Source organism: Pseudomonas sp. 22515 (genome assembly GCF_052044625.1).
Lineage (GTDB): Bacteria > Pseudomonadota > Gammaproteobacteria > Pseudomonadales > Pseudomonadaceae > Aquipseudomonas > Aquipseudomonas alloputida.
Genome location: NZ_JBQENN010000002.1, coordinates 138460 through 163822 on the forward strand (window position 1 = coordinate 138460; position 25363 = coordinate 163822).

General features: G+C 64.2%; 17 protein-coding genes. 8 read left to right on the forward strand and 9 right to left on the reverse strand.

The features are described from left to right. The first annotated feature begins 87 nt into the window (after positions 1-87). Positions 88-3408 (forward strand): maltose alpha-D-glucosyltransferase, encoded by a 3321-nt coding sequence (gene treS, locus ACTJJN_RS03225; protein WP_440780941.1) that lies wholly within the window; start codon positions 88-90, stop codon positions 3406-3408. Continuing rightward, positions 3405-5615: a 1,4-alpha-glucan branching protein GlgB gene (gene glgB, locus ACTJJN_RS03230; protein ID WP_180688525.1), complete on the forward strand. Its 2211-nt coding sequence runs from the start codon at positions 3405-3407 to the stop codon at positions 5613-5615. The genes treS and glgB overlap by 4 nt, the downstream gene beginning before the upstream one ends. A 214-nt stretch (positions 5616-5829) precedes the next feature. Here the strand turns inward: glgB and ACTJJN_RS03235 are convergent, their stop codons facing one another. Beyond that, positions 5830-6906: an autotransporter domain-containing protein gene (locus ACTJJN_RS03235; RefSeq protein WP_161773878.1), complete on the reverse strand. Its 1077-nt coding sequence runs from the start codon at positions 6904-6906 to the stop codon at positions 5830-5832. A 188-nt stretch (positions 6907-7094) separates the two neighbouring features. Between ACTJJN_RS03235 and ACTJJN_RS03240 the strand changes: the two genes are divergently transcribed. Continuing rightward, on the forward strand, positions 7095-7220 hold the full coding sequence (locus ACTJJN_RS03240; RefSeq protein ID WP_014860822.1) for a hypothetical protein: 126 nt from the start codon (positions 7095-7097) through the stop codon (positions 7218-7220). A 3-nt stretch (positions 7221-7223) separates the two neighbouring features. Here ACTJJN_RS03240 and ACTJJN_RS03245 read toward each other — a convergent pair whose 3' ends face one another. The 8 genes from ACTJJN_RS03245 to ACTJJN_RS03280 form a co-directional block, all read right to left on the reverse strand. Continuing rightward, positions 7224-8018, reverse strand: a complete 795-nt coding sequence (locus tag ACTJJN_RS03245) for an endonuclease/exonuclease/phosphatase family protein (RefSeq protein WP_003251297.1) — start codon at positions 8016-8018, stop codon at positions 7224-7226. 121 nt (positions 8019-8139) lie between these two features. Beyond that, complete coding sequence (gene glgX, locus ACTJJN_RS03250; protein WP_088512498.1) at positions 8140-10293, reverse strand: glycogen debranching protein GlgX; 2154 nt, start codon at positions 10291-10293, stop codon at positions 8140-8142. Positions 10294-10410: 117 nt separating this feature from the next. Continuing rightward, complete coding sequence (locus ACTJJN_RS03255) at positions 10411-10677, reverse strand: DUF2934 domain-containing protein (RefSeq protein WP_064614872.1); 267 nt, start codon at positions 10675-10677, stop codon at positions 10411-10413. A gap of 14 nt (positions 10678-10691) precedes the next feature. Next, a complete protein-coding gene (locus tag ACTJJN_RS03260) occupies positions 10692-13466 on the reverse strand; it encodes a malto-oligosyltrehalose synthase (RefSeq protein ID WP_440780945.1) in 2775 nt (924 codons plus the stop codon). After that, positions 13463-15532 carry a 4-alpha-glucanotransferase gene (gene malQ / locus ACTJJN_RS03265; protein ID WP_440780947.1) on the reverse strand — a complete coding sequence of 690 codons (2070 nt, stop codon included), beginning with the start codon at positions 15530-15532 and terminating at the stop codon, positions 13463-13465. The genes ACTJJN_RS03260 and malQ overlap by 4 nt, the downstream gene beginning before the upstream one ends. After that, positions 15529-17271, reverse strand: coding sequence for a malto-oligosyltrehalose trehalohydrolase (gene treZ / locus ACTJJN_RS03270; protein ID WP_440780948.1), 1743 nt, complete (start codon positions 17269-17271; stop codon positions 15529-15531). The genes malQ and treZ overlap by 4 nt, the downstream gene beginning before the upstream one ends. A 14-nt stretch (positions 17272-17285) precedes the next feature. Further along, entirely contained in the window at positions 17286-18845 is a 1560-nt protein-coding gene (gene glgA, locus ACTJJN_RS03275) for a glycogen synthase GlgA (RefSeq protein ID WP_012051800.1), read from the reverse strand. Between the two features lie 648 nt (positions 18846-19493). Then, positions 19494-19661, reverse strand: coding sequence for a DUF6026 family protein (locus tag ACTJJN_RS03280; protein ID WP_014755950.1), 168 nt, complete (start codon positions 19659-19661; stop codon positions 19494-19496). A gap of 202 nt (positions 19662-19863) precedes the next feature. On the opposite strand from ACTJJN_RS03280, the gene gnd reads away from it, so the two are divergent. The 5 genes from gnd to ACTJJN_RS03305 all read left to right on the forward strand — a co-directional run bounded on the left by gnd (position 19864) and on the right by ACTJJN_RS03305 (position 25304). Then, positions 19864-20847 carry a phosphogluconate dehydrogenase (NAD(+)-dependent, decarboxylating) gene (gene gnd / locus ACTJJN_RS03285; protein ID WP_003251278.1) on the forward strand — a complete coding sequence of 328 codons (984 nt, stop codon included), beginning with the start codon at positions 19864-19866 and terminating at the stop codon, positions 20845-20847. After that, entirely contained in the window at positions 20844-22349 is a 1506-nt protein-coding gene (gene zwf, locus ACTJJN_RS03290) for a glucose-6-phosphate dehydrogenase (protein WP_012051802.1), read from the forward strand. The genes gnd and zwf overlap by 4 nt, the downstream gene beginning before the upstream one ends. A gap of 73 nt (positions 22350-22422) precedes the next feature. Beyond that, positions 22423-24261 carry a glycoside hydrolase family 15 protein gene (locus ACTJJN_RS03295; RefSeq protein WP_440781003.1) on the forward strand — a complete coding sequence of 613 codons (1839 nt, stop codon included), beginning with the start codon at positions 22423-22425 and terminating at the stop codon, positions 24259-24261. A 66-nt stretch (positions 24262-24327) separates the two neighbouring features. Beyond that, on the forward strand, positions 24328-24684 hold the full coding sequence (locus ACTJJN_RS03300; protein WP_440780950.1) for a VOC family protein: 357 nt from the start codon (positions 24328-24330) through the stop codon (positions 24682-24684). Next, on the forward strand, positions 24684-25304 hold the full coding sequence (locus tag ACTJJN_RS03305) for a TetR/AcrR family transcriptional regulator (RefSeq protein ID WP_026031824.1): 621 nt from the start codon (positions 24684-24686) through the stop codon (positions 25302-25304). Before ACTJJN_RS03300 ends, ACTJJN_RS03305 begins: the two co-directional genes overlap by 1 nt. The last annotated feature ends 59 nt before the right edge of the window (positions 25305-25363 follow it).

The following is a 25363-nucleotide window of genomic DNA, read 5'->3' on the forward strand; positions in this document are numbered from 1 at the left end:
AGCACCGCGGTGGCTGATTCGCGGGCACGCCCGCTCCCACAGCGATGGTGCAAGAAGGGGCAAACATGCAATTGAAAGGAGTCGCACATGGCCAAGCGTTCCCGCCCGGCAGCCTTCATCGACGACCCGCTGTGGTACAAGGACGCCGTCATCTACCAGCTGCACATCAAGTCGTTCTTCGACTCGAACAATGACGGCATCGGCGACTTCGCCGGGCTGATCAGCAAGCTCGACTATATCGCCGAGCTGGGCGTCAACACCCTGTGGCTGCTGCCGTTCTATCCCTCGCCACGCCGTGACGACGGCTACGACATCGCCGAATACAAGGCCGTGCACCCCGACTACGGCAGCATGGCCGACGCCCGCCGTTTCATCGCCGAGGCCCACAAGCGCGGCCTGCGGGTGATCACCGAGCTGGTCATCAACCACACCAGCGACCAGCACCCGTGGTTCCAGCGCGCCCGCCACGCCAAGCGTGGCAGCAAGGCGCGCGAGTTCTACGTGTGGTCGGACGATGACCAGAAGTACGACGGCACGCGCATCATCTTCCTCGACACCGAGAAGTCCAACTGGACCTGGGACCCGGTCGCCGGCCAGTACTTCTGGCACCGGTTCTACTCGCACCAGCCGGACCTCAACTTCGACAACCCGCAGGTGCTCAAGGCGGTGATCGGCGTCATGCGCTTCTGGCTCGACCTGGGTGTAGATGGCCTGCGGCTGGACGCGATCCCTTACCTGATCGAGCGCGACGGCACCAACAACGAAAACCTCGCCGACACCCACGACGTGCTCAAGGCGATCCGCGCCGAGATCGACGCCAACTACCCCGATCGCATGCTGCTGGCCGAAGCCAACCAGTGGCCGGAAGACACGCGCCCGTACTTCGGTGAAGGCGACGGCGACGAATGCCATATGGCCTTCCACTTTCCGTTGATGCCGCGCATGTACATGGCCCTGGCCATGGAAGACCGCTTCCCGATCACCGATATTCTGCGCCAGACCCCGGAAATCCCGGCCAACTGCCAGTGGGCGATCTTTTTGCGCAACCATGATGAACTGACCCTGGAAATGGTCACCGACCGCGAGCGCGATTACCTGTGGAACTATTACGCCGAAGACCGCCGCGCGCGCATCAACCTGGGCATTCGCCGGCGCCTGGCGCCCCTGCTGCAGCGTGACCGTCGGCGCATAGAGCTGCTGACCAGCCTGCTGTTGTCGATGCCCGGCACGCCAACCCTGTATTACGGCGACGAACTGGGTATGGGCGACAATATCTATCTGGGTGACCGCGATGGCGTTCGCACACCTATGCAGTGGTCGCCAGACCGCAACGGCGGTTTTTCCCGCGCCGACCCGCAGCGCCTGGTGCTGCCGCCGATCATGGACCCGCTCTACGGTTACCAGACCGTCAACGTCGAGGCGCAAAGCCACGATCCGCATTCGCTGCTGAACTGGACCCGGCGCATGCTGGCGGTGCGTAAGCAGCAGAAGGCCTTTGGCCGCGGCAGCCTGCGCACCCTCACGCCCAGCAACCGGCGCATCCTTGCCTATATCCGCGAGTACACCGACGCTGACGGCAATACCGATGTCATCCTCTGCGTGGCCAACGTGTCCCGCGCCGCCCAGGCTGCCGAACTCGAATTGTCACAATACGCCGACAAAGTACCGGTGGAGATGCTGGGCGGCAGCGCGTTCCCGCCAATCGGCCAACTGCCGTTTCTGCTGACCTTGCCACCTTATGCGTTCTACTGGTTCCTGCTGGCCAGCCGCGATCGCATGCCCAGCTGGCACATCCAGCCCACCGAGGGGTTACCCGAATTGACCACATTGGTACTGCGCAAGCGCATGGAAGAACTGCTGCAAGCCCCCGCAAGCGATACGCTGCAAAGCACCATCCTGCCGCAGTACCTGCCCAAACGCCGCTGGTTCGCCGGCAAGGAAGGGCCGATCGATGCCGTGCGCCTGTGTTACGGCGTGCGTTTCGGCACCGCCACCACGCCGGTGTTGCTCAGCGAAATCGAGGTACTCAGTGACGGCACGGCCACCCGCTACCAGCTGCCGTTCGGCCTGCTGCGTGAGGAACAGATCCACACCGCGCTGCCGCAGCAGCTGGCGTTGTCGCGGGTGCGCCGTACCCACCAGGTTGGCTTGATCACAGACGCCTTCGTCCTTGAGCCGTTCATTCACGCTGTGATGCAAGCCTGCCAGGATGGACTGCGTCTGCCGTGCGGCGACGGTGAGGGTGAATTGCGCTTTGAATGCACAGAGCAGCTGGCCGGCCTGGCGCTCGACGAGGAGAGCGAAGTGCGCTACCTCAGCGCCGAGCAGTCCAACAGTTCGGTGGTCATCGGCGATCGCGTGGTGCTTAAACTGATCCGCCGGGTCAACCCGGGTATCCATCCAGAGCTGGAAATGAGTGCCTACCTGACCGCCGCCGGCTTTGCCAACATCTCGCCGCTGCTGGCCTGGGTCAGCCGGGTGGACGAGCAACACGCGCCGCACCTGCTGATGATTGCTCAGGGTTACCTGAGCAACCAGGGCGATGCCTGGGGCTGGACCCAGAACACGCTGGAACGGGCCATCCGCGACCAGATGGAGCCCACCCGCAACGACGCCGAAGCGCACACTGACGCATTGGCCGAACTCAGCGGCTTTGCCGCCTTGCTTGGCCAGCGCCTGGGCGAGATGCACCTGCTGCTGGCCGCACCTACCGAAGACCCGGCCTTCCAGCCGCGCCCCAGCGATGCGCAGGACAGCGAGCGCTGGTGTGCACAGATCAGCACTGAACTGACCCACGCCCTCGACCTGCTGGCGCAGCATCGCGACGCACTGGACAGCGATAGCCAGTCCTTGGTCGACGACCTGCAGCAACAGCGTGACGGTCTGGCCCAGCACATCGACACCCTGAGCAAGCAGGCTCAGGGTGGCCTACTGATGCGTGTGCACGGCGACCTGCACCTGGGCCAGGTGCTCGTGGTGCAGGGGGATGCCTACCTCATCGATTTTGAAGGTGAACCCGCCCGGCCCCTTGAAGAGCGCCGGGCAAAACACAGCCCCTACAAGGATGTCAGCGGCGTGCTGCGTTCCTTCGACTATGCTGCTGCGATGATCTTGCGCAGCGCGTCTGCGGTGGACCTTTCCGAGCCGGCGCGGCAAGCCCGGCAGCGGGTTGCCCGGCAGTACCTGCACCAGTCCCGGCATGCCTTTGTCGAAGCCTATGGGCTGGCCACCGCCGCCATGCCTCACGCCTGGCAGCACGCCGAGGGTGAGCGCGCGGCGCTGGAATTGTTCTGCCTGGAAAAAGCCGCCTACGAGATTACATACGAAGCCGAAAACCGTCCGAGCTGGCTGGCCGTGCCTTTGCATGGTCTGCATGGACTGATCAGTACCTGGGGAGAGTCAGAATGAACGTTACAACGCGTGAAAACGGTGGCCTTCGGCAACGGGACCTCGACGCCCTGGCCCGCGCCGAACACGCCGATCCTTTTGCGGTACTCGGCCCCCACGGCGACGGCGCAGGCGGGCAGGTGGTCCGCGCCTTTCTGCCCAATGCCCTGAAAGTGCGCGTTCAGGCCCGGGATGACGGGCGGGTCCTTGCCGAAATGGAGCAGGGCAGCCTACCTGGGTTGTTCAGCGCGCACCTTGATGAGGCACAGCCCTACCAGTTTCATATCGTCTGGGCCGGTGGCGAACAGGTTACCGAAGACCCCTACAGTTTCGGCCCGCAACTGGGTGACATGGACCTTCACTTGTTCGCGGAAGGCAATCACCGCGATTTGTCCGGGCGCTTCGGTGCCCAGCCGACTCAGGTCGATGGCATCGACGGCGTGTGTTTCTCGGTCTGGGCGCCGAATGCCCGGCGGGTGTCGGTGGTGGGTGATTTCAACAACTGGGATGGCCGCCGCCACCCCATGCGCCTGCGGCATGGCGCGGGAGTGTGGGAGCTGTTCATTCCGCGCCTGGGCGTGGGCGAAACCTACAAGTTCGAAGTGCTTGGCAAGGACGGCATACTGCCGCTGAAGGCCGATCCGCTGGCCCGTGCCACCGAGCTGCCGCCGAGCACGGCGTCCAAGGTAGCCGGTGAACTCAGCCACGCCTGGCAGGACCATGACTGGATGGCGCAACGCGCCCAGCGCCATGCCTACAACGCGCCGTTGTCGATTTATGAGCTGCACCCAGGGTCATGGCGCTGCGAGCTGGACGAAGCGGGCGAAGTCGGGCGTTTCTACAACTGGCGCGAACTGGCCGAACGGCTGGTGCCCTATGTGCAGGAACTGGGCTTTACCCACATCGAACTGCTGCCGATCATGGAACACCCGTTCGGCGGCTCCTGGGGCTATCAACCATTGTCGATGTTCGCGCCCACCTCGCGCTATGGCAGTGCCGAGGATTTCGCCGCGTTCATCGACGCCTGCCACCAGGGAGGCATTGGTGTGCTGCTGGACTGGGTGCCGGCGCATTTTCCCACCGACGAACATGGCCTGGCGCGCTTCGATGGCACTGCGCTGTACGAATACGACAACCCCCTGGAGGGCTACCACCAGGACTGGAACACGCTGATCTACAACCTCGGGCGCAATGAAGTGCGCGGCTTCATGATGGCTTCGGCGCTGCACTGGTTGAAGCATTTCCACATCGACGGCCTGCGCGTCGATGCGGTGGCCTCGATGCTGTACCGCGACTACTCGCGCAAGGCTGGCGAATGGGTACCCAACCGCCACGGCGGGCGCGAGAACCTGGAAGCCATCGACTTCATCCGCCACCTTAACGGCGTGGCTGCCCACGAGGCCCCGGGTGCGCTGATCATCGCCGAAGAGTCCACCGCCTGGCCTGGGGTCAGCCAGCCTACCCAACAGGGCGGCCTGGGTTTTGCCTACAAGTGGAACATGGGCTGGATGCACGACACCCTGCACTACATCCAGAACGACCCGGTGCACCGCACCTACCACCACAACGAGATGAGTTTCGGGCTGATCTATGCCTATTCCGAGCACTTCATCCTGCCCATTTCCCATGATGAGGTGGTGCACGGCAAGCACTCGCTGATCGACAAGATGCCCGGCGACCGCTGGCAGAAGTTCGCCAACCTGCGCGCCTACCTCACCTTCATGTGGGCACACCCGGGCAAGAAGCTGCTGTTCATGGGCTGCGAGTTCGGCCAGTGGCGTGAGTGGAACCACGACAGCGAACTGGACTGGTACCTGCTGCAGTATCCCGAGCACCAGGGCGTGCAGCGCCTGGTGGGTGACCTCAACCGCCTGTACCGCGAAGAGCCGGCGCTGCACGAGCAGGATTGCCAGCCGCAGGGCTTCCAGTGGCTGATCGGTGACGACGCGCAAAACAGCGTGTACGCCTGGCTGCGCTGGAGCAGCAGCGGCGAGCCGGTGCTGGTGGTGGCCAACTTCACCCCGGTACCCCGTGAGGGTTACCGCATTGGCGTGCCGTTCGGCGAGCGTTGGCAGGAGCTGCTGAACAGCGATGCCGAGCTGTATGCCGGGTCGAACGTGGGTAATCTGGGGGCGGTGGCCAGTGAGGCAGTGGCCAGCCACGGGCAGCCATTATCGCTGGCCCTGAACCTGCCGCCGCTGGGGGTGTTGATCATGAAGCCCGCCTGATCGGTTGACCGCACTGGCCTTTTCGCCTGTAGGAGCGGGTTTACCCGCGAATCCGGTAGCGGCGGCAACCGTGAATGGCCTTTGGAAATTGGCCGGCAGGCCCGGCCCTTTCGCGGGTGAACCCGCTCCTACAACGGCCTGTGCCGAGCCACCGATGCGTGTGGCCCCGATCAGTGTGTAGGAGCGGGTTTACCCGCGAAGAGGCCGGCCCTGCCTACCACCGCATCCGCACCCCAAGGCTGCCGATCAGCCCGTTCAGGTCATTGTCGTCCACATCACTGCTGTAATCGGCGCTGACGAACAACGCCACCGAAGGCGTCACCCGCGCCACCAGCCCCAAGCCTAACTCCACCGTGGTGGAGTAGCGCGAACTGGAGATCTTGTCGACCTCGTCCAGCTTCACCTCATCGGCATTGCTGAAGTCATACCACACGTTGGTCCGCACATAGGGTTCGATGGGCATGCCGCGCACTTCGTAGCGCCCGGACAACTTGGCACCGACCCGGCCGCTCCAGCTCGGCTGGCTGTCGAAGGCTTGCAAGGTCTCCTCCTGCACCTGGTTGCCAGGGAAGAACTGCTGGTTGATCAACTGTGCCTGGGGCTCGATGACCCAGTTGCCACCCAGGCGGATCGGGTAACCGCCCTCTACCGAGAAGGTCATTGCATGGCCACTGTCGTCCAGGCGCTGGCCGTTTTCGCCACGGCCCATCACGTCGATCCGCGAGCCCATGGCCACGGCATCCAGGTGCCAACCCTGTTCATGGGTCATGCTCCAGTACACCCCCAGGCTTTCTCCGCTCAAGTTCACCGCTTTGCGCTGCTTGTCGCCCAGCAGAGGGCGCATGCCTTTGAAGCTGCTTTGCAGGTTGTTGTGCCCCACGAAAATCCCTGCGCGGTGCACATCGCCCGCTGCTGTTTCACGCACGAACAGGTCCGGGCCGATCATCAGTTGCTGGCTGGGCGCTTCCAGCTGTGCCGGGGGCAGCGCGCGGCCGCGCGCACTGGTGGGGAAGAACTGCGCCCATTGACTGGCAATCAGGTCGGGTGGCGCCTGCCGGTGGCGTTCGCTCATTTGCTGCGAAAATGCATTGAGGGTGCCGAGACTCAACCCGCTGGCACTGAGCGGGTCGAGCGACAGTTGCGCCGCTAAAGGTTGCTGCAGAAAGCCGGGGGAGGTGGGGTCACCCTGCAGTTCGTACGCGATCGTTTCCACCGGGGTTGCCAGAAGCAGCGACGTGGAAACCGCGTAGAAAATGCTGTCGAAGCGCAAGGGGTTCGAGGTGCTTTTCATGGCGGATCTCCTTTGTTTTTGTGGTGCAGCCCGAGAAACCTGGCCTGTTGTCACGAGCTGTACGGCAAAAACAGTGGGCGACCCAAACCAGTACGCCAGTTATCGCAAACGCGCACGAAGGCGCGAGCTAGAGGCCCGGCGCAAGTTTTTTACAGCTTGGTATTGTTCAGCTAAGGAGAGGTCGCCGCTTGCGTCAAGAAAGCGTGAAGGAAGTGTTCAAGGTACGTCGTAACGCTCAACCTGTTGTTTTATTGGTAAAAACAGCAGGGTATAGCGGGGATCGCTATTTGCCCTGCCGTGGCTATGAAGAATGATTGCTAAAGCCGCACTTCAACTGCCAGCGGCAGGTGATCTGACAGGTGAGACCAAGGTTTGTGCCCCAGAATCCGCGGCCCATGGCTTTCGGCATTACGCAGGTAAATACGGTCCAGTCGCAGCAGTGGCAGGCGGGCAGGATAGGTGCGGGCGAGGTGGCCGTGGTGGCGTTCGAAGGCTTCGTGCAAGTCACGTTGCAGGCCAAGGGTGCGGTTGCCGTGGCTTTTCCAGTCGTTGAAGTCGCCGGCGATGATCACCGGGGCGTTGGCCGGCAGGGCGTCCAGCAGTTTACGCAGCAACTGCAGCTGCTTTTGCCGGTGGCTTTCCAGCAGCGACAGGTGCACGCAGACCGCATGCACCTGGCCTTGCCCCGGTACCTCCAGCACACAGTGCAACAGGCCGCGGCGTTCGGGGCCGGTGATCGACACGTCCAGGTTGCGGTGCTCGATGATCGGGTATTTGGACAGCAGCGCATTGCCGTGGTGGCCGTCAGGGTAGACCGCATTGCGGCCGTAGGCAAAGTCGCTCCACATGCTGTCGGCGAGGAATTCGTACTGCGAGGTCTGTGGCCAGCCGGGGTAGCGCGCGGCGTGGCGGTCGTGGCTGCCGAGCACTTCCTGAAGGAAGACAATGTCGGCCTGGGTGCTGCGCACGGCCTCGCGCAGCTCTGGCAAGATAAAGCGCCGGTTGAAGGCGGTGAAGCCCTTGTGGGTGTTCACCGTCAGTACCCGCAGGCGTTTCACGGCTGGGGCCTGGCTGACGCTGGCGAAACCATTACTGCCGGCTTCGAGGCTCACAAATCCTCCTGAAGTTAACCCTGCCTTACTGTCGCCGCTAAAACCTGTGGCAGCGGGCAAACCCGCTCCCACAGGTATGGCGTAGCGATCAAAACGTAAGACCTGCCTGGGTTATCACGGTTCACTCCTCGTCGCGCTGCAACACCATCAGCAGCATCGACCGGCCCTTCACCTCGAAGGTACTGTCGAACTGCAGGTGCTGCCCCTTGCGCAACTCCGGCCGGTCGGTATCGACCAGGCAGCTCCAGTAATCGCCTTCGGGCACGGCCGGCAGCTTGAATGGCACCACGTCATGGTGGGCATTGACGATCAGCAGCACGGTGGCCTCGGCACCCGGCCGGGCGATACCGCTGACCTGTGCCCGGCCATCTATCAGCATGCCCAGGCAACGCCCGTGTGGGTCTTCCCATTGCTCAACACTCATCTCGTTGCCATCGGGTGCCAGCCAGGTCACGTCCTTGACCCCAATTGCCTCATTGTAGTCACCCACCAGGAAGCGTGAGCGGCGGAGCACCGGGTAGGCCAGGCGCAGACGCGTCAGGCGCTTGACGAAGGCCAGCAGCTCCTGGCCTTCCTCGTCCAGGTCCCAGTTCACCCAGCCGATCTCGCTGTCCTGGCAGTAGGCATTGTTGTTGCCGTGCTGGGTGCGGCTGAACTCGTCGCCGGCAACGATCATTGGCGTGCCCTGGGCCAGCAGCAGGGTGGCGAAGTAGTTGCGCATCTGGCGCATGCGCAGGGCATTGATCCCCGGGTCGTCGGTCGGCCCTTCGACGCCGCAGTTCCAGGACAGGTTGTTGTCGGTGCCGTCCTGGTTGTTTTCGTCGTTGTCTTCGTTGTGCTTGTGGTTGTAGGACACCAGGTCGCGCAGGGTGAAACCATCGTGGGCGGTGATGAAGTTGACCGAGGAATAGGGTCGGCGCCCGCGGTTGTTGAACATGTCGCCCGAGGCGGTCAAGCGGGCGGCAAAATCGGCCAACTGGCCTTCGTCGCCTTTCCAGAAGGCGCGTGCGGTATCGCGGAAGCGGTCGTTCCATTCCGCCCAGCCCGGGGCGAAGTTGCCCACCTGGTAGCCGCCGGGGCCGCAGTCCCATGGTTCGGCAATCAGCTTGACCTGGCTCAGCATCGGGTCCTGGCGGCAGGCGACCAGGAAGCCATGACGCTCGCTGTAGCCATCGTGGTAACGGCCAAGGATGGTCGCCAGGTCAAAGCGAAAGCCATCCACGTGCATTTCGCCGGCCCAGTAGCGAAGCGAGTCGGTGACCAACTGCAGCACGCAGGGGTGGCTCAGGTCCAGGGTGTTGCCGGTGCCGGAGTCGTTGATGTAGTAGCGCTTGTCGTCCGGCATCAGGCGGTAGTACGAGGCGTTGTCGATGCCGCGCATCGACAGGGTCGGGCCGCGCTCGTTGCCTTCGGCGGTGTGGTTGTAGACCACGTCCAGGATCACCTCGAGCCCGGCGTCGTGCAGGTGCGCGACCATCTCCTTGAACTCGGCGATCTTGCCGCTGGCCAGGTAGCGCGGGTGCGGGGCGAAAAACGCGATGCTGTTGTAGCCCCAGTAGTTGTTCAGCCCTTTGTCCAGCAGGTGCTGGTCGTTGACGAAGGCGTGAATCGGCAGCAGCTCGATGCTCGACACGCCAAGGTCCTTGATGTGCTTGAGCAACTCGTCGTTGGCCAGGCCGGCGAAGGTGCCGCGCAGTTCTTCAGGCACAGCCGGGTGGCGCATGCTGATGCCGCGGGCATGCGCTTCATAAATGATCGTGCGCTCCCATGGGATCTGCACGCGCTGGTCGCGGCCCCAGGTGAACGCCGGGTCGATGACCTTGCATTTGGGCACGAAAGGCGCGCTGTCGCGCTCGTCGAACGACAGGTCACCGTCCGGGTGGCCGATGGTGTAGCCGAACAGTGCCTCGGACCATTTCAGGCTGCCGACCAGTTGCTTGGCATACGGGTCGATCAGCAGTTTGTTGGGGTTGAAGCGGTGGCCGTTTTCCGGCTCGTAGGGGCCGTACACCCGGTAGCCATAGACCAGGCCGGGGTGAGCGTCGGGGAGGTAGCCATGGTAGATCTCATCGGTGTATTCGGGCAGCTCTATGCGCTCGATTTCCTGCTCGCCGGTGGAGTCGAACAGGCACAGCTCGACCTTGGTGGCGTTGGCCGAGAAGAGGGCGAAGTTGACCCCAAGGCCATCCCAGGTGGCGCCGAGGGGGAAGGGCATGCCTTCGCGGATGCGCGATGGTGCGACCGAGCGGGTTTTCTTTGGGGTGCGGGGGCTCATGACGATCCTCGAGTGGCCGTGATGGAAGGGGAATTGTGCTGTCCTGCATTGGCCACTTCGCGGGTAAACCCGCTCCTACATGCGCCNGGGTTTACCCGCGAAGAGGCGCGGACAGGCTTAACCGGCAGTAGGCTTTTTCACCGCCCGGGGCTTTTTCACCGCAGCGGGTTTAACCCCCGGCAGGGCAGCCGCCTTGGGTTCTGCAGGCGCCTTCGGCTTGGCCGCTGCTTTCTTGCGCGGGGCTGCCTTGGGCGCCAGTGCTTCGGCCTCGGCCAGCTTGCGGGCCATTTCCCAGTGGCGCTCTTCCTCCCCTACGGGCTTACCTTCGGATTCCCAGATCTGGTAGGCAAATTCGCGAATACGCTTTTCATCGACACTCATCATGACGCTCCTGATGCTCAAGATTGTTGTATCAACACGTTGACCGGAAACTCCGCCAGCACGGCGCTCAACAGCAACTCCTTTGAAGAGCTGACCGCCGCACAGGCGAAAAGTCCCGTCGAGTTGGCAGGTGACAAGGCAAACGGCAATACCAGCCGGGTGTCGTCCCAGTTCTGTGCCGGGATCAACGGTGTAGCGGCACCTCCGAGCAGGCCGCTGGCCAGTCGCGGGGCGACGACGATGGCGTGCTCGCCGTCTCCCAGGCGAGCAAAGGCAATGACCTTGTCAGCGTGCCGGCCCTGTACGGTCAGTGGCAGGTAGGCACCGCGGCGGAACAGCTCGGCGTGGGCCTGGCGGCAGTCCAGCACCCGCGCGATCAAGGCCTGTTTGACGCGGCCGTCGCGCCAGTGCGCCAGCAGCTCGGCTGCCGGCGTGGCGTCGTCCAGCGTGCGACGCCTCGACGCGTAGTCCACGGCGCGGCGGTTGTCCGGGTCGACCAGGCTGAAGTCCCAGTATTCGTTACCCTGGTACAGGTCGGGCACACCGGGTGTGGTCATGCGCAACAAGGCCTGAACCAAGCCGTTGAGTGCGCCGGGGCAGGCCAGCAGCTGCGCCGCGTCGGCCAGCGACTTGCGCAGTTGCTGGTTCTCGCTGTCCAGCAGCAGGCCGTCGAGGTAATGAGCGCAGGCGCCTTCGTAGGCCTCGTTCGGCGCGCTCCAGCTACTGCGTAGCTTGGCCTCGCGCAGGGCCTTCTGCTGCCACTGGCGAACACGTTCGGCGTATTGACGCAGGGCATTGTCGTCGTTCAGGTCGAGGTCCAAGGGCCAACTGCCGAGCAGGGTTTGTAGCAGCATCAACTCGTCGCCGGGGCTGGGTGCCAGCCCGTCGTCCAACTGCGCGCGCAGGGGGGCGGCCAGCTCACGCCAGTGCTCCACCCGGCTGGCCAGCCACGTGCCGCGCTCGCTGAGTACAGCTAGGCGTGCACGCGTGTCTTCGCCGCGCTTGTGGTCGTGGGTGGCGGTGGTCAGCAGGTTGTCGGGGAAATCGCGCAGGCGCCGCTGGGCCTCGTTGTGGAAATGCATGGGTGGTGCGCTGAAGCGCTCGGCCTCGAAACCCACGTCGTTACGCGACAGCAGCCGCGCGCTGCGGTAGAAGGCGGTGTCTTCCACGGCTTTGGCGGCGCTGGGCGCAGTCAGTTGCTGGAAGCGCACGCAGGCGTGGCGCAGTTGCTTGCGGGCGCGCCCGGGTGGCAGGTGCCGCCAGGCTTGCCCGCCCAGCCACCGTTCAAGTTGGTCCAGTAGCGGCCAGTCAGCTTCGGCAAGGTCTTGCCGGGCGTTGGTCAGGGCCTGCTGGAAGAACGCTTCGTCCTGCGCCGGGCGCCCGCAGGCATTGAAGTAGGTTCGGTAAACCGGGTAATGCGCCACCAACGCCTGCAAGGCCCGGCGAATCGCGCCCAGGGTCAGGTCACGGGTCATCAGGTCGTTGCGCGCCACCTGCAACAGTGCCTGGGCCACCGACTCGCAGTCACCGGCCAGGCTGGCGTTGAGCACCAGGTGACGGGCCTGGCGCACTTCTTCAGGGAAGTCCGGGCGCTCGCTGACGTTGCTCCACAGTTCGCTCAGCGGCGCTTCGCCGGCCGGATCATGCTGCAGCAGTGATACCTGGTTCATGAACTCGTAGCCGGTGGTACCGTCGGTAAGCCAGTCGCGGTGCAGGTGCTCGTCGGCACCCAGGATCTTTTCCACGTACAGGGGGAAGTGCTCCAGCCCTGCATTCAGCGGCCGCCGCGCCAGCAGGCCATCAACCCGCCGGCGCAGTTTGCGGCAGTAGCCACGCGGGTCGGCAAGGCCGTCGATATGGTCGATGCGCAGGCCGTCCACCAGGCCGCGCTCGATGAGTTCGAACAGCTTGGCATGGGTGGCTTCGAACACCACGGCGCGCTCCACGCGCAGGCCGCCCAGCTCGTTGATGTCGAAGAAGCGTCGCCAGTTGATGTCGTCGGCGGCGGTGCGCCAGCTGGCCAGGCGGTAGGTCTGGCGCTCCAGCAGCAGGTGCAGGCGCTTGAAACCGGCCTCGCTGCGGCTGTCGAAGGCCACCAGGGCCGATTCGAGGTCGGCACCTTCGCGCACCAGGCGTGCCAGTTCGGCTTGGAGCGGCAGGCTATCGGCCAGCGGGTTGGCCGAGTCGCCCAAAGCAGTGAAGCGTTCGGCCAGCACCTTGAGCGCAGGCTCTGGGCTGAGCGCGAGAATCCAGCCGTAATCGACCGGGCAGATCGGGAAACGATGCGCGTAATGGGCCACTTGCAGCAGCCCCTGCTGTTTGTCGAACTGCAGCGGTATCTCACCCTTCTTGAGCGCCACGCCGTAGTCGCTGCCGAGGAACGGCAACAGCAGTTGCCCGGCCAGCAGTGGGTCGCTGGAGTGCCACTGGATGTCGAAGAACGCTGCATACGGGCTGCGCCGTCCCCAGGCCAGCAGGCTTTGCCACCAAGGGTTGTCGGCACCGCCCACGGCCATGTGGTTGGACACCGTGTCGAGGATCAGCCCCATGCCATGCTGGCGCAGGGCGGCAACCAGGCGCTCCAGCGCGGCCTCGCCGCCCAGCTCTGGGTTGACGCAGGTAGGGTCGACCACGTCGTAGCCATGGCGCGAGCCAGCGCGGGCCTTGAGGATGGGCGAGGCATACAGGTGACTGATGCCCAGCTGGGCGAAATACGGCACCAGCGGTACAGCGTGATCGAGGGTGAAGTCGCTGTGAAATTGCAGGCGCAGGGTCGCGGTCAGTGGCTTCATCGGTCGCGCTCCCACGCCTGTTCGCGGGCCTGGGCCAGCAGCTCCAGGCGCCGTGCGGCGTCCTCATCGTCGAGCAGTTCGCGTACTGGAAGGGCAAAGCGCCGCCGCCAGTTGGGATGGCCATTGGTGGTGCCCGGCAGGTTGGGTTGCTCGTCGCAACCCAGCAGGTCTTCCAGCGGTACCAGCACCAGCGGCGCACGGGTATGGCCAACGAAGCGGATGGCCGCATCGATCAGCGCGTCGTTGTCCTTCAGTTCGCCGTAGTTGGCCTCCAGGATGCGGCGCAGGCCGTCGCGTTCTTTCTGACGCTCGTGTCGCCAGTGCAATTCGGCAGCAGCATCAATCAGTTGCAAGCGGTGTCTCCAGTCGATGTCGCGGTTTGCCAGCCAGCCGGCCAGTGGCGCCAGGTCGTGGGTGCCGGTTGTGGCCAGGGCATTGTCTGGCCAGTCGAGAATCGGCTTGAACTGGCCCGGCTGGGTCTGCTCGAACGGCAGCACGCGCATGCCCAGCACCGCCTTCTCGGCCAGCTTTTCACGCAGGCTGTCGGGCACGGTGCCCAGGTCTTCGCCGAGGATGATCGCCTGGTGACGCACCGACTCCAGCGCCAGCAGGCGCAACAGGTCGTCTAGCGGGTAATCGAGGTAGGCGCCTTCGCTGGGTTTGGCCCCCTGTGGGATCAGCCATAGCCGGCGCAGGCCCATCACATGGTCGATGCGCAGGCCGCCAGCGTGGGCGAGGTTGGCCCGCAGCATCTCGATGAAGGCGCGATAGCCATTGCGCTTGAGGCCCTCGGGCGAGAAGGCGCAAATGCCCCAATCCTGCCCGACGTGGTTGAGGATGTCGGGCGGCGCACCCACGCTCAGGCCGGCCAGCAGTTCGTCCTGACGGCTCCAGGCCTGGCTGCCGGCACCGTCGGCACCCACCGCCAGGTCGGCGATCAGGCCCACGGCCATGCCATTGCTGCGTGCCGCTTCGTGAGCACGTTGCAGGCCACGTTCGGTCAGCCACTGGCAGAACGCGTGGAACTCGACCTTGGCCGGGTAGGCATTGGATAAAGCCTCCACTTCCGGGTGGTAGGGGTCATGCCAGGCTTTGGGCCAGTTGCGCCAGTCGGCACCGAGGCCGTGCTCCACCGCCTGGGCCTGCAGCACCTCGAAGCGGCAGTGGTGCTCCAGGGTCTGGCCGCCGGCTTCGCGGAAGCTGTCAAAATCAGTGCGTAGTGGGTGGTCGCCTTGGCTGAAGCCTTGGTAAAGCGCTTCAAGCAAACGCAGCCGAGCGCTGGCGGCGCGTGGCCAGTCGACCAGAGGGCGCTGCTCCAGCTCTTCGAGTTGTTGCTCCAGCCCGCAGGCTTCGATGGCCATGCGCACCTCCCGTTCACCCAGCAGGGCTGCGGGGCTGGTGTACAGGGTGTTGAGCAGCAGGCGACTGGAAGGTGAGTAGGGGCTGTAGTGTTCCTGGTCGATGGCCGACAGGGCGTGAATCGGGCTGATAGCCAAGGCATCGGCGCCGCGCTCGGCGGCCGAGCGGGCCAACTGCTCCAGTGCCAGGCAGTCGCCGAAGCCACCATCGCCGGGGCGGCGCAGGCTGTACAGCTGCACTGCCAGGCCCCAGTAGCGTGGTGGCGGCTGTTGCACCTTGTCTTCCAGGCTGTGGCAGCGTGTTGGCGCCACCGCCACGCTGAAGCGGCGGCTGTCGATCTCCACCTGGTGATAGCCGATGGGCAGCTCGCCGGGCAGGCGCGCCTGGTCATCGAGGCTGAGGGTGACCGAGGTGTGATCTTCCAGGGTGCAGTGGGCCACGCTGGCGGCACTGAAGTAGCGCGCCAGCGCCAGCGGCTGGCCTAGGTCGGCGGTCAGCAAAGGCGGCAGGTGTTCGCTGTCTTCGGCGGTTTCCACCGCACGCAGGCTGGCGGCAACGGCCGCGTCATCGCCGGCCGGGTGGCCAAGGCCTTCGAGGACGTTGCGCAGCACGTCGTCGCTGACACGCTGGGGCCTGGCATTGGCGTCAATCCAGTCGCGGTTCAGCCCGACGCTGGTTGCCAGACGGTGCAGGGCGGTTTCGCTCATGGGCGCTCCTGGGCAGGGGGAAGCAGGCTGACCACGCAGCTGTAGGCAGCCAGGTGGGTATCCGGGTGGCGGGTGTCGCTGCTGTCGAACAGCCGTGTGGTTGGCGCGGGCAGTTCGACTGCCTGCGGGGTGTCGGCCAGGTTCAGGTCGATGCGCAATGTGTTGCCATTGCCCAGCCGCCAGCGCGCGGTCAGCGCTTTGTCTGCGTGCACCTCGGCGCCCAGCGCACGGCTGCCGGGCAAGTGCGGGATGACGTGGCGGCGGCGCAGGTCGAGCAGTTGCTGGTAAAGGCCGTGCCAGCCGGCGATCACCGCCTTGTTTTGCGGGCGTGAGGAGGCGAAGGTCTGTTCGGCGTTGGGGTCGGGAATGTGCTCACGCTGCGTGGGGTCGGCGAACGCGGTGAAATGGGCGAACTCGCCACGACGGCCTTCGCGGACGGCGTCGGCCAACGCGTCATGGAAGTCGGTAAAGAACAGGAACGGCTGGCAGCTGCCGGCTTCGTCGCCCATGAACAGCAGCGGAATCATGGGGGCCAGCAGCAACAGGCCGGTGGCTGCACGCAAAGCTGGCGCGGGGCATAGGCGGGTCAGGCGCTCACCCAGCGCGCGGTTGCCGACCTGGTCGTGGTTCTGCAGGAACAGCACGAAAGCGCTGGGCGGCAAATGCCCGCTGGGTTCGCCGCGTGGTTTGCCATGCCGGTTGGCCTGGCCCTGGAACACGAAACCTTCGCCAAGGCACCGGGCCAGTTGGTCGATGGGGCGATGCTGGTAGTCGGCGTAGTAACCTTCGGTTTCACCGGTCAGCAGCACGTGCAGGGCGTTGTGGCCATCATCGTTCCACTGGGCGTCGTAACCCTGTTCCAGCAGGCCCGCCTGGTTGTGCTCGTTCTCCAGCACCAGCCATACGTGCCGGCCCGGTTCTACGGCGGCGCGCACCCGTTGGGCCAGTTCGATCAGGAAGTCGGGCTGGTCGATGGCATGCACGGCATCCAGGCGCAGGCCGTCGCAGCGGTAGTCGCACAGCCACATCAGGGCATTCTGGATAAAGTACTCGCGCACCTGCGGGCGGCGAAAGTCGATGGCCGCGCCCCAGGGTGTCTGCCGGTCTTCACGGAAGAAGGGGCTGGCGTACTGGTGCAGGTAATTACCGTCGGGGCCGAAATGGTTGTACACCACATCGACCAGCACCATCAGCCCGTGGCCGTGGGCCTGGTCGACCAGTGCGCACAGCTGCTCGGGGCTGCCGTAAGTGTTCTGTGGGGCGTAAGGCAGTACGCCGTCGTAGCCCCAATTGCGTTCGCCGGGGAACTGCCCCAGCGGCATCAGCTCGATCGCGCTGATGCCCAGTTCGGCCAGGCGCGGCAGTTGCTGGGCAACCCCGGCATAACCCCCGAGCAGGCCGACATGCACCTCCTGGATCACGGCCTCATGCCAAGGCCGGCCCTGCCATGGGTGTTGCCAGGCGTAACCGGCCACATCCACTACCTGGCTTGGCCCGTGTACGCCGTCGGGCTGGTAGCGCGAGGCCGGGTCGGCCACCTGCAGCTCACCGTCGATACGGTAGTGGTAACGGTCACCAGCCTTGCATGGCACCACGCCGCTGTACCAACCCTCATCATCCGGCAGCAGTTCGATGGCCGGCTGCTGCTCCAGTTCCACGCTCACGCTGCGCGCATCCGGCGCCCAGAGGGCGAAGCGCGCCGACGTGGCGTCCAGCAAGTGTGCGCCATGTCTGTGCATCTTCCGACCCCCGCTCAGTAGTGGCTCAGTTGTGTCTGCTTGACCAGGTCCTCGTACAGGCGGGCATAGGGTTCAACCGCCTGGCACCAGTTGAACGGCTGGGTCATCGACAGGCAGCGCATGGCGTTCAGCAGGTCCTTCTTGCCGTAAACATAGAAGGCGCGGCTGAGTGCCTCGCGGTAGCTCTCGACGGTGGACTCGTTAAACAGGAAGCCCGTCACGCCGCACTCGATGGTGTCGGCCAGGCCACCGGTATTGCGTGCTACCGGCAGCGAGCCGAAGCGTTGCGCGTACATCTGGCTAAGGCCGCACGGCTCATACCGAGACGGCATCAGCAGGAAGTCGCTGCCGGCGAACATGCGCCGGGCATCGGTTTCATTGAAACCAATACGCACACCGATGCGGCCCGGGTGACGCAGCGCCAGCTCGCGCATGGCTTGTTCCTCTTCCGGCTCGCCGCGGCCGATGATCGCAATCTGCCCGCCTTGCTCGACGATGTAGTCGGCCACGCCCAGGGTCAGGTCCAGGCCCTTTTGATAGACCAGCCGCGACACCACGGCGAATAGTGGGCCTTCGGAATCGTCCAGGCCGAACAGCTCGCGCACCTCCTGGGTGTTACGCGCTTTGCCCTCCCAGTCATTGATGCTGAAGTTGTGTTGCAGGTGCTTGTCGGTGGCCGAGTCCCAGCTTTCGTCGATGCCGTTGGGGATGCCACCGAGCAGGCCTTGCTGGGCCTTGCTGGCGAGGAAACCGTCCAGGCCGCAGCCGAATTCCGGGGTGGTGATTTCCCGGGCATAGGTGGCGCTGACTGTGGTGATGTGGCTGGAGTAGGCCAGGCCGGCCTTGAGGAACGACAGCTTGCCGTAGAACTCCATGCCTTCTTGCTGCATGGCATGTTCGGGTATCGCCAGCTCCGGGCTGCAACCGCGGCTGTACACACCTTGGTACGCCAGGTTGTGGATGGTGAACAGCGTGGGCGTATTCAGGCCGCGCCAGTGCATGTAGGCGGGGGCCAGGCCGGCGGGCCAGTCATGCGCGTGCACCACTTCCGGCGTCCAGTGGATCTTGCCTTCGCCGGCAGCGATTTCGGCGGCAGCCAGGCCCAGGCGGGCGAAGCGGATGTGGTTGTCGGGCCAGTCGCGGCCATTGTTGGCACCATAGGGTGTGCCGTCGCGCTGGTACAGTTCGGGGCAGATCAACACATAGATGACCAGGCCGTCGGCCATGTCCATGCGCCCGATCTTGCAGGGCGGCAGGGCCGCATGGCCGCCCAGTTCACCCACGATATGTATAGGGTTGTCGCTTTCCATCACCTGGCGGTAGCCGGGGATAAGTACCCGCACATCGTGCAGGTGCGCCAGGGCACGGGGCAGGGCAGCGGACACATCACCCAGGCCACCGGTTTTCACCAGATCAGCGATTTCCGAGGTCACGAACAGAATCTTGCGCATGTTCGGGTTTTGCTGGCGCTGGGCGCCGGGTGCCTTGCCTGTCGTGGCGAAATCCGGGGTGAGCGGCTCGCGGTTATCCGGTTTGAAAGCGTCTACGTGAGGCTCGACAGCGGCACTGATCATACTTCTCTCCGTCCCTATGCTTGGTCGGGTGCTGGCACCCGTGGCGATGTTTCGTGCTGGTTCTCTCTAGTTTGAATCTGCTTAGTGCGTTCCATGCCCCAGGGTCGTGCGCGCAGGCACTACGCGATCAGCATTCCGGCCGAAGGCGCTTGGACTGGTTGGGGTGTGTGGGCCGAGGATCGGGAATAGCCCGATGCGTCTGGCCTACTTATGTTCATGACCTGCCGGGTTTCCTGAAAGTTCGACTTTTTTGGGGTCACTCTTCCATTGAGCAAATGGCGGGCCGAAAACTGAGTGTAGGAGAGAAAGTGCTAAAAAGGTGACCCACTGGTCACTATTGTTATGTGCGCAATAGACGCAAACGTTGGCGTTTGTGACGGGTTGCGAAAAGGGGTGGGCGAGTGTGGGGCAGAGGGGTTTCGAGCTGCGCCAAATTGTGGCTCGTTACGCGCAATGCACCTTTTGGGTGCGTAGGCGTAAGCGTGGCTTTAGGCTGCGAAGAGGTGGGTATGGGCGCAGGATTCTGCTTCAGTGCTGGCCCTTTTTGGGCACAAGGCCGCTTCGGTTGCCCGATAGGGTTCAAAGACGGTGACTGGCTTCAGGATCGGGTGGGAGCTATGCAGCTCCCACAGGCGGCATGGGAATCGATCAGAGGCTGACCGCTTTATCGTCAGTGCGCTGTTGCGCCAACAGCAGGTTCAGTTGGGCAACCTGCTGACGCAGCTGGTCACGTTCGTCCTTCAGTTTACGCAGCTCATCACGGCGCACGGAGACATAGAGGGTCTGGGGTGGGGTTGCTGGCATCAATGTACCCATGAGCACACCTCGCGGTTTTGGCTGGTGACAAGTCAAAGCGTAGACGCTTCACGCGGGGCGCATTCTGAATTCTTTCACCGGGCTTGGGAACTTTTTTGTTTATTGTGGTCTTGCCGTTCGTCGCTGAACCCTCGGGCGGCATGCTGGACTAATCTGAAAAGCTGGACTGTCGTCATCCATTTCGAAAAGGGAGCATTGGCTCATGCAACTGGGAATCATCGGGCTGGGCCGTATGGGCGGCAATATCGCAAGGCGCCTGATGCGCGCCGGTCACCGCACCGTGGTGCACGACCGCAACCGTGAAGCCATCACCGGCCTGGAGGGCGAAGGCGCCCAGGGCGCGCATGACCTCGGTGCACTGGTGCAAAAGCTGAAAGCGCCGCGCGCGGTCTGGGTGATGCTGCCGGCTGGCGACGCCACCGAGCAGACTATCGCCCAGCTGGCCGAATTGCTGGAACCGGGCGATGCGATCATCGACGGTGGCAACACCTTCTACAAGGACGACATGCGCCGCGCCGCCGAACTGGCCAAGCGCGGCCTGCATTATCTGGACGTCGGGACTTCCGGCGGCGTGTGGGGCCTGGACCGCGGCTACTGCATGATGATCGGCGGCGAAAAGGACGTGTTCGAGCGCCTCGAGCCGCTGTTCAAGGCGCTGGCGCCGGGCGTGGGCGACATCCCGCGTACCCATGGCCGCAGCGGCGAGCACCAGCGTGCCGAGCACGGCTATATCCATGCCGGCCCACCGGGCGCCGGGCACTACGTGAAAATGGTGCATAACGGCATCGAGTACGGCCTGATGCAGGCCTATGCCGAAGGCTTCGACCTGCTGCGCAGCAAGGGCGGCAACGAGCTGCCCGAAGACCAGCGCTTCGACCTGAACGTGGCCGAAATTGCCGAAGTGTGGCGACGCGGCAGCGTGGTGACCTCGTGGCTGCTCGACCTCACCGCCGATGCACTGGTGGCCGACCCTCAGCTGTCGCAATTCAGTGGCTCGGTGTCCGACAGTGGCGAAGGCCGCTGGACCATCGACGCCGCCGTCGAGCAGGCGGTGCCGGTGCCGGTGTTGTCCAGCGCACTGTTCGCGCGCTTCCGTTCGCGCCAGCAACAGGGCACCTACGGTGACAAGATCCTCTCGGCCATGCGCCTGGGCTTCGGTGGCCACGTCGAGAAGAAAGGCGAATGACTAAACAGACCCTTGCGGCCGCCCCCCCTTGTACCCTGTTCCTGTTCGGCGCCAATGGCGACCTGGTCAAGCGCCTGCTGATGCCCGCGCTGTACAACCTCAGCCGCGACGGTTTGCTGGACCGTAACCTGCGCATCGTCGGCGTCGACCATAACCCGGCCAGCGCCGAGGATTTCGCCGCGCGCCTGCACGCGTTCATGGTCGAGCGTGACAAAGGAAGCGAGGGCAGCGCCAAGTGCCTGGACGAGAAACTATGGGCCCGCCTGGCCAAGCGCCTGGATTATCAGACGGGCGACTTTCTCGATCCGGCCACCTACCAGGCCCTGGCCAGGCGCATCGACAAGACCCGCCACGGCAATGCCATTTTCTATCTGGCCACGTCGCCGCGCTTCTTCCCCGAGGTGGCGCAGCGCCTGGGGCAGGCCGGCCTGCTGGACGAGTCTGCCGGCGGCTTTCGCCGGGTGGTGGTTGAAAAACCGTTCGGCACCGACCTGGCCAGCGCCGAGGCGCTCAACGCCTGCCTGCTGAAGGTGATGGGCGAGCGGCAGATCTACCGCATCGACCATTACCTGGGCAAAGAGACGGTGCAGAATATTCTGGTCAGCCGCTTTTCCAACGGCCTGTTCGAATCGTTCTGGAACAACCACTACATCGACCACGTGCAGATCACCGCAGCGGAAACCGTCGGTGTCGAGACCCGTGGTGCGTTCTATGACAGCACCGGCGCCCTGCGCGACATGGTGCCCAACCACCTGTTCCAGTTGCTGGCGATGGTGGCCATGGAGCCGCCGGCCGCGTTCGGTGCCGATGCGGTGCGCGGTGAAAAAGCCAAGGTGGTCGGCGCTATTCGCCCATGGTCGGCAAAAATGGCCCTGAAGAACTCCGTGCGAGGCCAGTACAGCGCTGGCAAGCAGGGGCGCAAGCCGTTGCCAGGCTACCGTCAGGAGGCCAACGTCGCGCCGGATAGCCAGACCGAGACCTACGTGGCGCTGAAGGTGATGATCGACAACTGGCGCTGGGCCGGCGTGCCATTTTACCTGCGCACCGGCAAGCGCATGAGCGTGCGTGACACCGAGATTGCCATCTGCTTCAAGCCCGCACCGTATGCGCAGTTTCGCGAGTCGGAGCTGGAACGGCCCAAACCCAACTACCTGAAAATCCAGATCCAGCCCAATGAAGGCATGTGGTTCGATCTGCAAGCCAAACGGCCCGGGCCAGAGCTGGTGATGGAGAATGTCGAGTTGGGTTTTGCCTACAAGGACTTCTTCAAGATGACCCCGGCCACTGGCTACGAGACGCTGATCTATGACTGCCTGACCGGTGACCAGACCCTGTTCCAGCGGGCTGACAACATCGAAAACGGCTGGCGAGCGGTGCAGCCGTTTCTCGATGCCTGGGCCCAGGGCGGCGAAGTGCATGAGTACTCGGCTGGCGAAGATGGGCCTGAGGCCGGCAATGAATTGCTGACCCGCGACAAGCGGGAGTGGCACCGGTTGGGGTGAGAGGCTTGCAAGCCTGTGCCGGCCCTTTCGCGGGCAAGCCCGCGCCTGCAGGGCATTCCATTCCCTCAGGCACCTGCGAAGAGGCCAGCACAGGCAACCACTCAAAGGAGACTCAATGCCTGCCCACATCGAAGACTACGCCCTGCTGGGCAACTGCCGCAGTGCGGCGCTGGTCAGTCGCGATGGCGCGCTGGACTGGCTGTGCCTGCCACGCTTCGACGCCCCCGCCGTGTTCGCGGCCCTGCTGGGCAACGAAGAAAATGGCCGCTGGCGCCTGGCCCCTTGCGACCCGGTAACGCACAGCAGCCGCCAATACCTGGGCGATACCCTGGTGCTGGAAACCACCTGGGTCACCGCCAGCGGTCGTGCCCGGGTGCTCGACTTCATGCCCTTGGGCGAAGTCAATTCGGTGGTGCGCATCGTCGAAGGCTTGTCTGGCGAAACCCATTTCGAAATGGACCTGGTCATGCGCTTCGACTACGGCCGCAGCGTGCCCTGGGTGGAACGGCTCGACCCACTGACCCTCAGCGCCGTCGCCGGCCCTGACCGTTTGATCCTGTGCAGCACCGTGCCCCCGCAAGCCCGCGACCACCATACCGGCTGCCGCTTTCGCGTCAGCACGGGCCAGCGCCAGGTCTTCAGCCTGCGTCACCAGCCCTCGCACTTGTCGGTGCAGCCTGACTGCAACATCGACCACACGCTGGCAAACACCTGTGAGCAATGGCAGGCCTTCGCCGACCGCTGCCCGCAGGTAGGGCCATATACCGCCCTGGTGCGTCGTTCGCTGCTCACCCTCAAGGCCATGACCTACGCCCCCACCGGCGGTATTGTCGCTGCCGTCACCACTTCGTTGCCTGAGCGTGTGGGGGGCGAGCGCAATTGGGACTACCGCTTCTGTTGGCTGCGCGACGCGACCATGACCCTGCTGGCCTTCATGAACCTTGGCTACTTCGACGAGGCCCAGGCCTGGCGCGAGTGGCTGCTGCGCTCGGTGGCCGGCAACCCCGAGCAGATGCAGATCATGTATGGCCTGGCTGGCGAGCGTGACCTGCAGGAGTACACCTTGCCGTGGTTGGCCGGTTATGAACATTCACAGCCGGTGCGGGTGGGCAACGCCGCCTCGGCGCAGACACAACTGGACATCTATGGCGAACTGGCCGATGCGATGACTCAGGCGATCAGGGGCGGGTTGCCCCGTCACCCGCGCGGCGCCGCCATTTCGCGCCTGATATTGCCTTATGTCGAACGCATCTGGCGCGAGCCGGACGAGGGCATCTGGGAAGTGCGTGGCGGCCGGCAGCAGTTCGTGCACTCCAAGGTGATGGCCTGGGTCGCCTTCGACCGCGCCGCAGGGCTGGCCGACACCACAGAAGAAGGCCGCGAGCGCGGGCAGCATTATCGCCAGGTGGCGGACGAAATTCACCGCGACGTGTGCGAGCACGGCCTGGACCCCAGCGGCCGGTTCTTCGTCCAGGCCTATGGTTCGACCGAAATGGACGCCAGCCTGTTGCAGATCGCCCTGACCGGCTTCCTGCCGGCGGATGACCCACGCTTCATGCGCACCCTGGAACAGATCGAACAGCGTCTGATGAAGAACGGCCTGTTGCTGCGCTATGACAGTGACAGCTGCAGCGACGGCCTGACGCCGGGAGAGGGCACCTTCCTGGTGTGTTCGTTCTGGCTGGCTGACGTTTATGTATTGCTGGGGCGCCAGGGCAAAGCCGAAGCGCTGTACCAACACCTGACCGGCCTGTGCAACGACCTCGGCCTGCTGGCCGAACAGTACGACTCGGCCGGCCAGCGCATGCTCGGCAACTTCCCCCAGGCCTTCAGCCAGATAGGCATCATCAACACCGCGCTGAATCTGCACCGCGCACAGTGCCCGGCGCGCGACCGGGCGCGTTGTGGGTAGCGAATGAGTAGGGCGACTGCCTTGACCGGAGTAGACTAGGCCAAACCCTTTCGGCACGGAGCATACATGGGCATTCGCGGTACTGACCGGCAGATCGACAACATCGAGTTCAATGTCAGCGACATCTCACGGAGCAAGGCCTTCTATGGCAGTGTGTTTGGCTGGGCGTTCACCGACTACGGGCCGACTTACACCGAGTTCAGCGATGGCCGGTTGACGGGGGGCTTAACCACGGGTGAGCCGGTGCGCCCGGGCGGGCCGCTGGTCATCCTGTACGCTGACGACCTGGAGGCCACGCAGCAGCGGATCGAAGCTGCCGGGGCGAAAATCAGCCGGGCGACCTTTGCCTTCCCCGGCGGGCGGCGCTTTCATTTCATCGACCCGGACGGTTATGAGCTGGCGGTGTGGACGGCCCAAGCCTGATGGCCAATCACAAGATCGAAATCCGCCGACGCAATATCGAAAAAATCCTGCAAGCGGCGGAAAAGGTGTTTGCCGAGAAGGGCTATGGCGCCACCTCCATGGGTGATATCGCCGAGCAGGCTGAGCTGCCACGCTCCAACCTGCATTATTACTTCAGCACCAAGGACGAGCTGTTCCGCGCGGTGCTGCAGGACCTGCTGGATGTGTGGAAGCAGGACGCCCTGTGCTTCGAGAACTTCGACGACCCGCGTGTGGTGCTGACCAGCTACATCCGGGCAAAGATGGGCCATTCGCGCTCGCGGCCGCTGGGCTCGAAAATCTGGGCCGAAGAGATGCTGCACGGGGCGCCGGTGCTGGGGGTGAACCTCGACGAAAGCCTGGTGCCCTGGGCGAAGATGAAAGAAGCCAAGATCCGCTGCTGGGTGGAAGAGGGGCGTATTCTGCCGGTAGAGCCTTCGGCGTTGCTGTACATGATCTGGGCGTCTACCCAGCACTATGCTGACTTTGGTTACCAGGTGCAGTTGCTCAACGGCGGCGAGGTGCTGTCTGACATGGCCTTCGAGAATGCGGTGCAGACGGTGACCAGCGTGATCTTGCGGGGAATAGGGCTGGCGCCGTGATCCGGCATTCCAGGTGGACGTGGTCTTTTTGTGGTAGCGGCCTTGTGTCGCGATCGGGC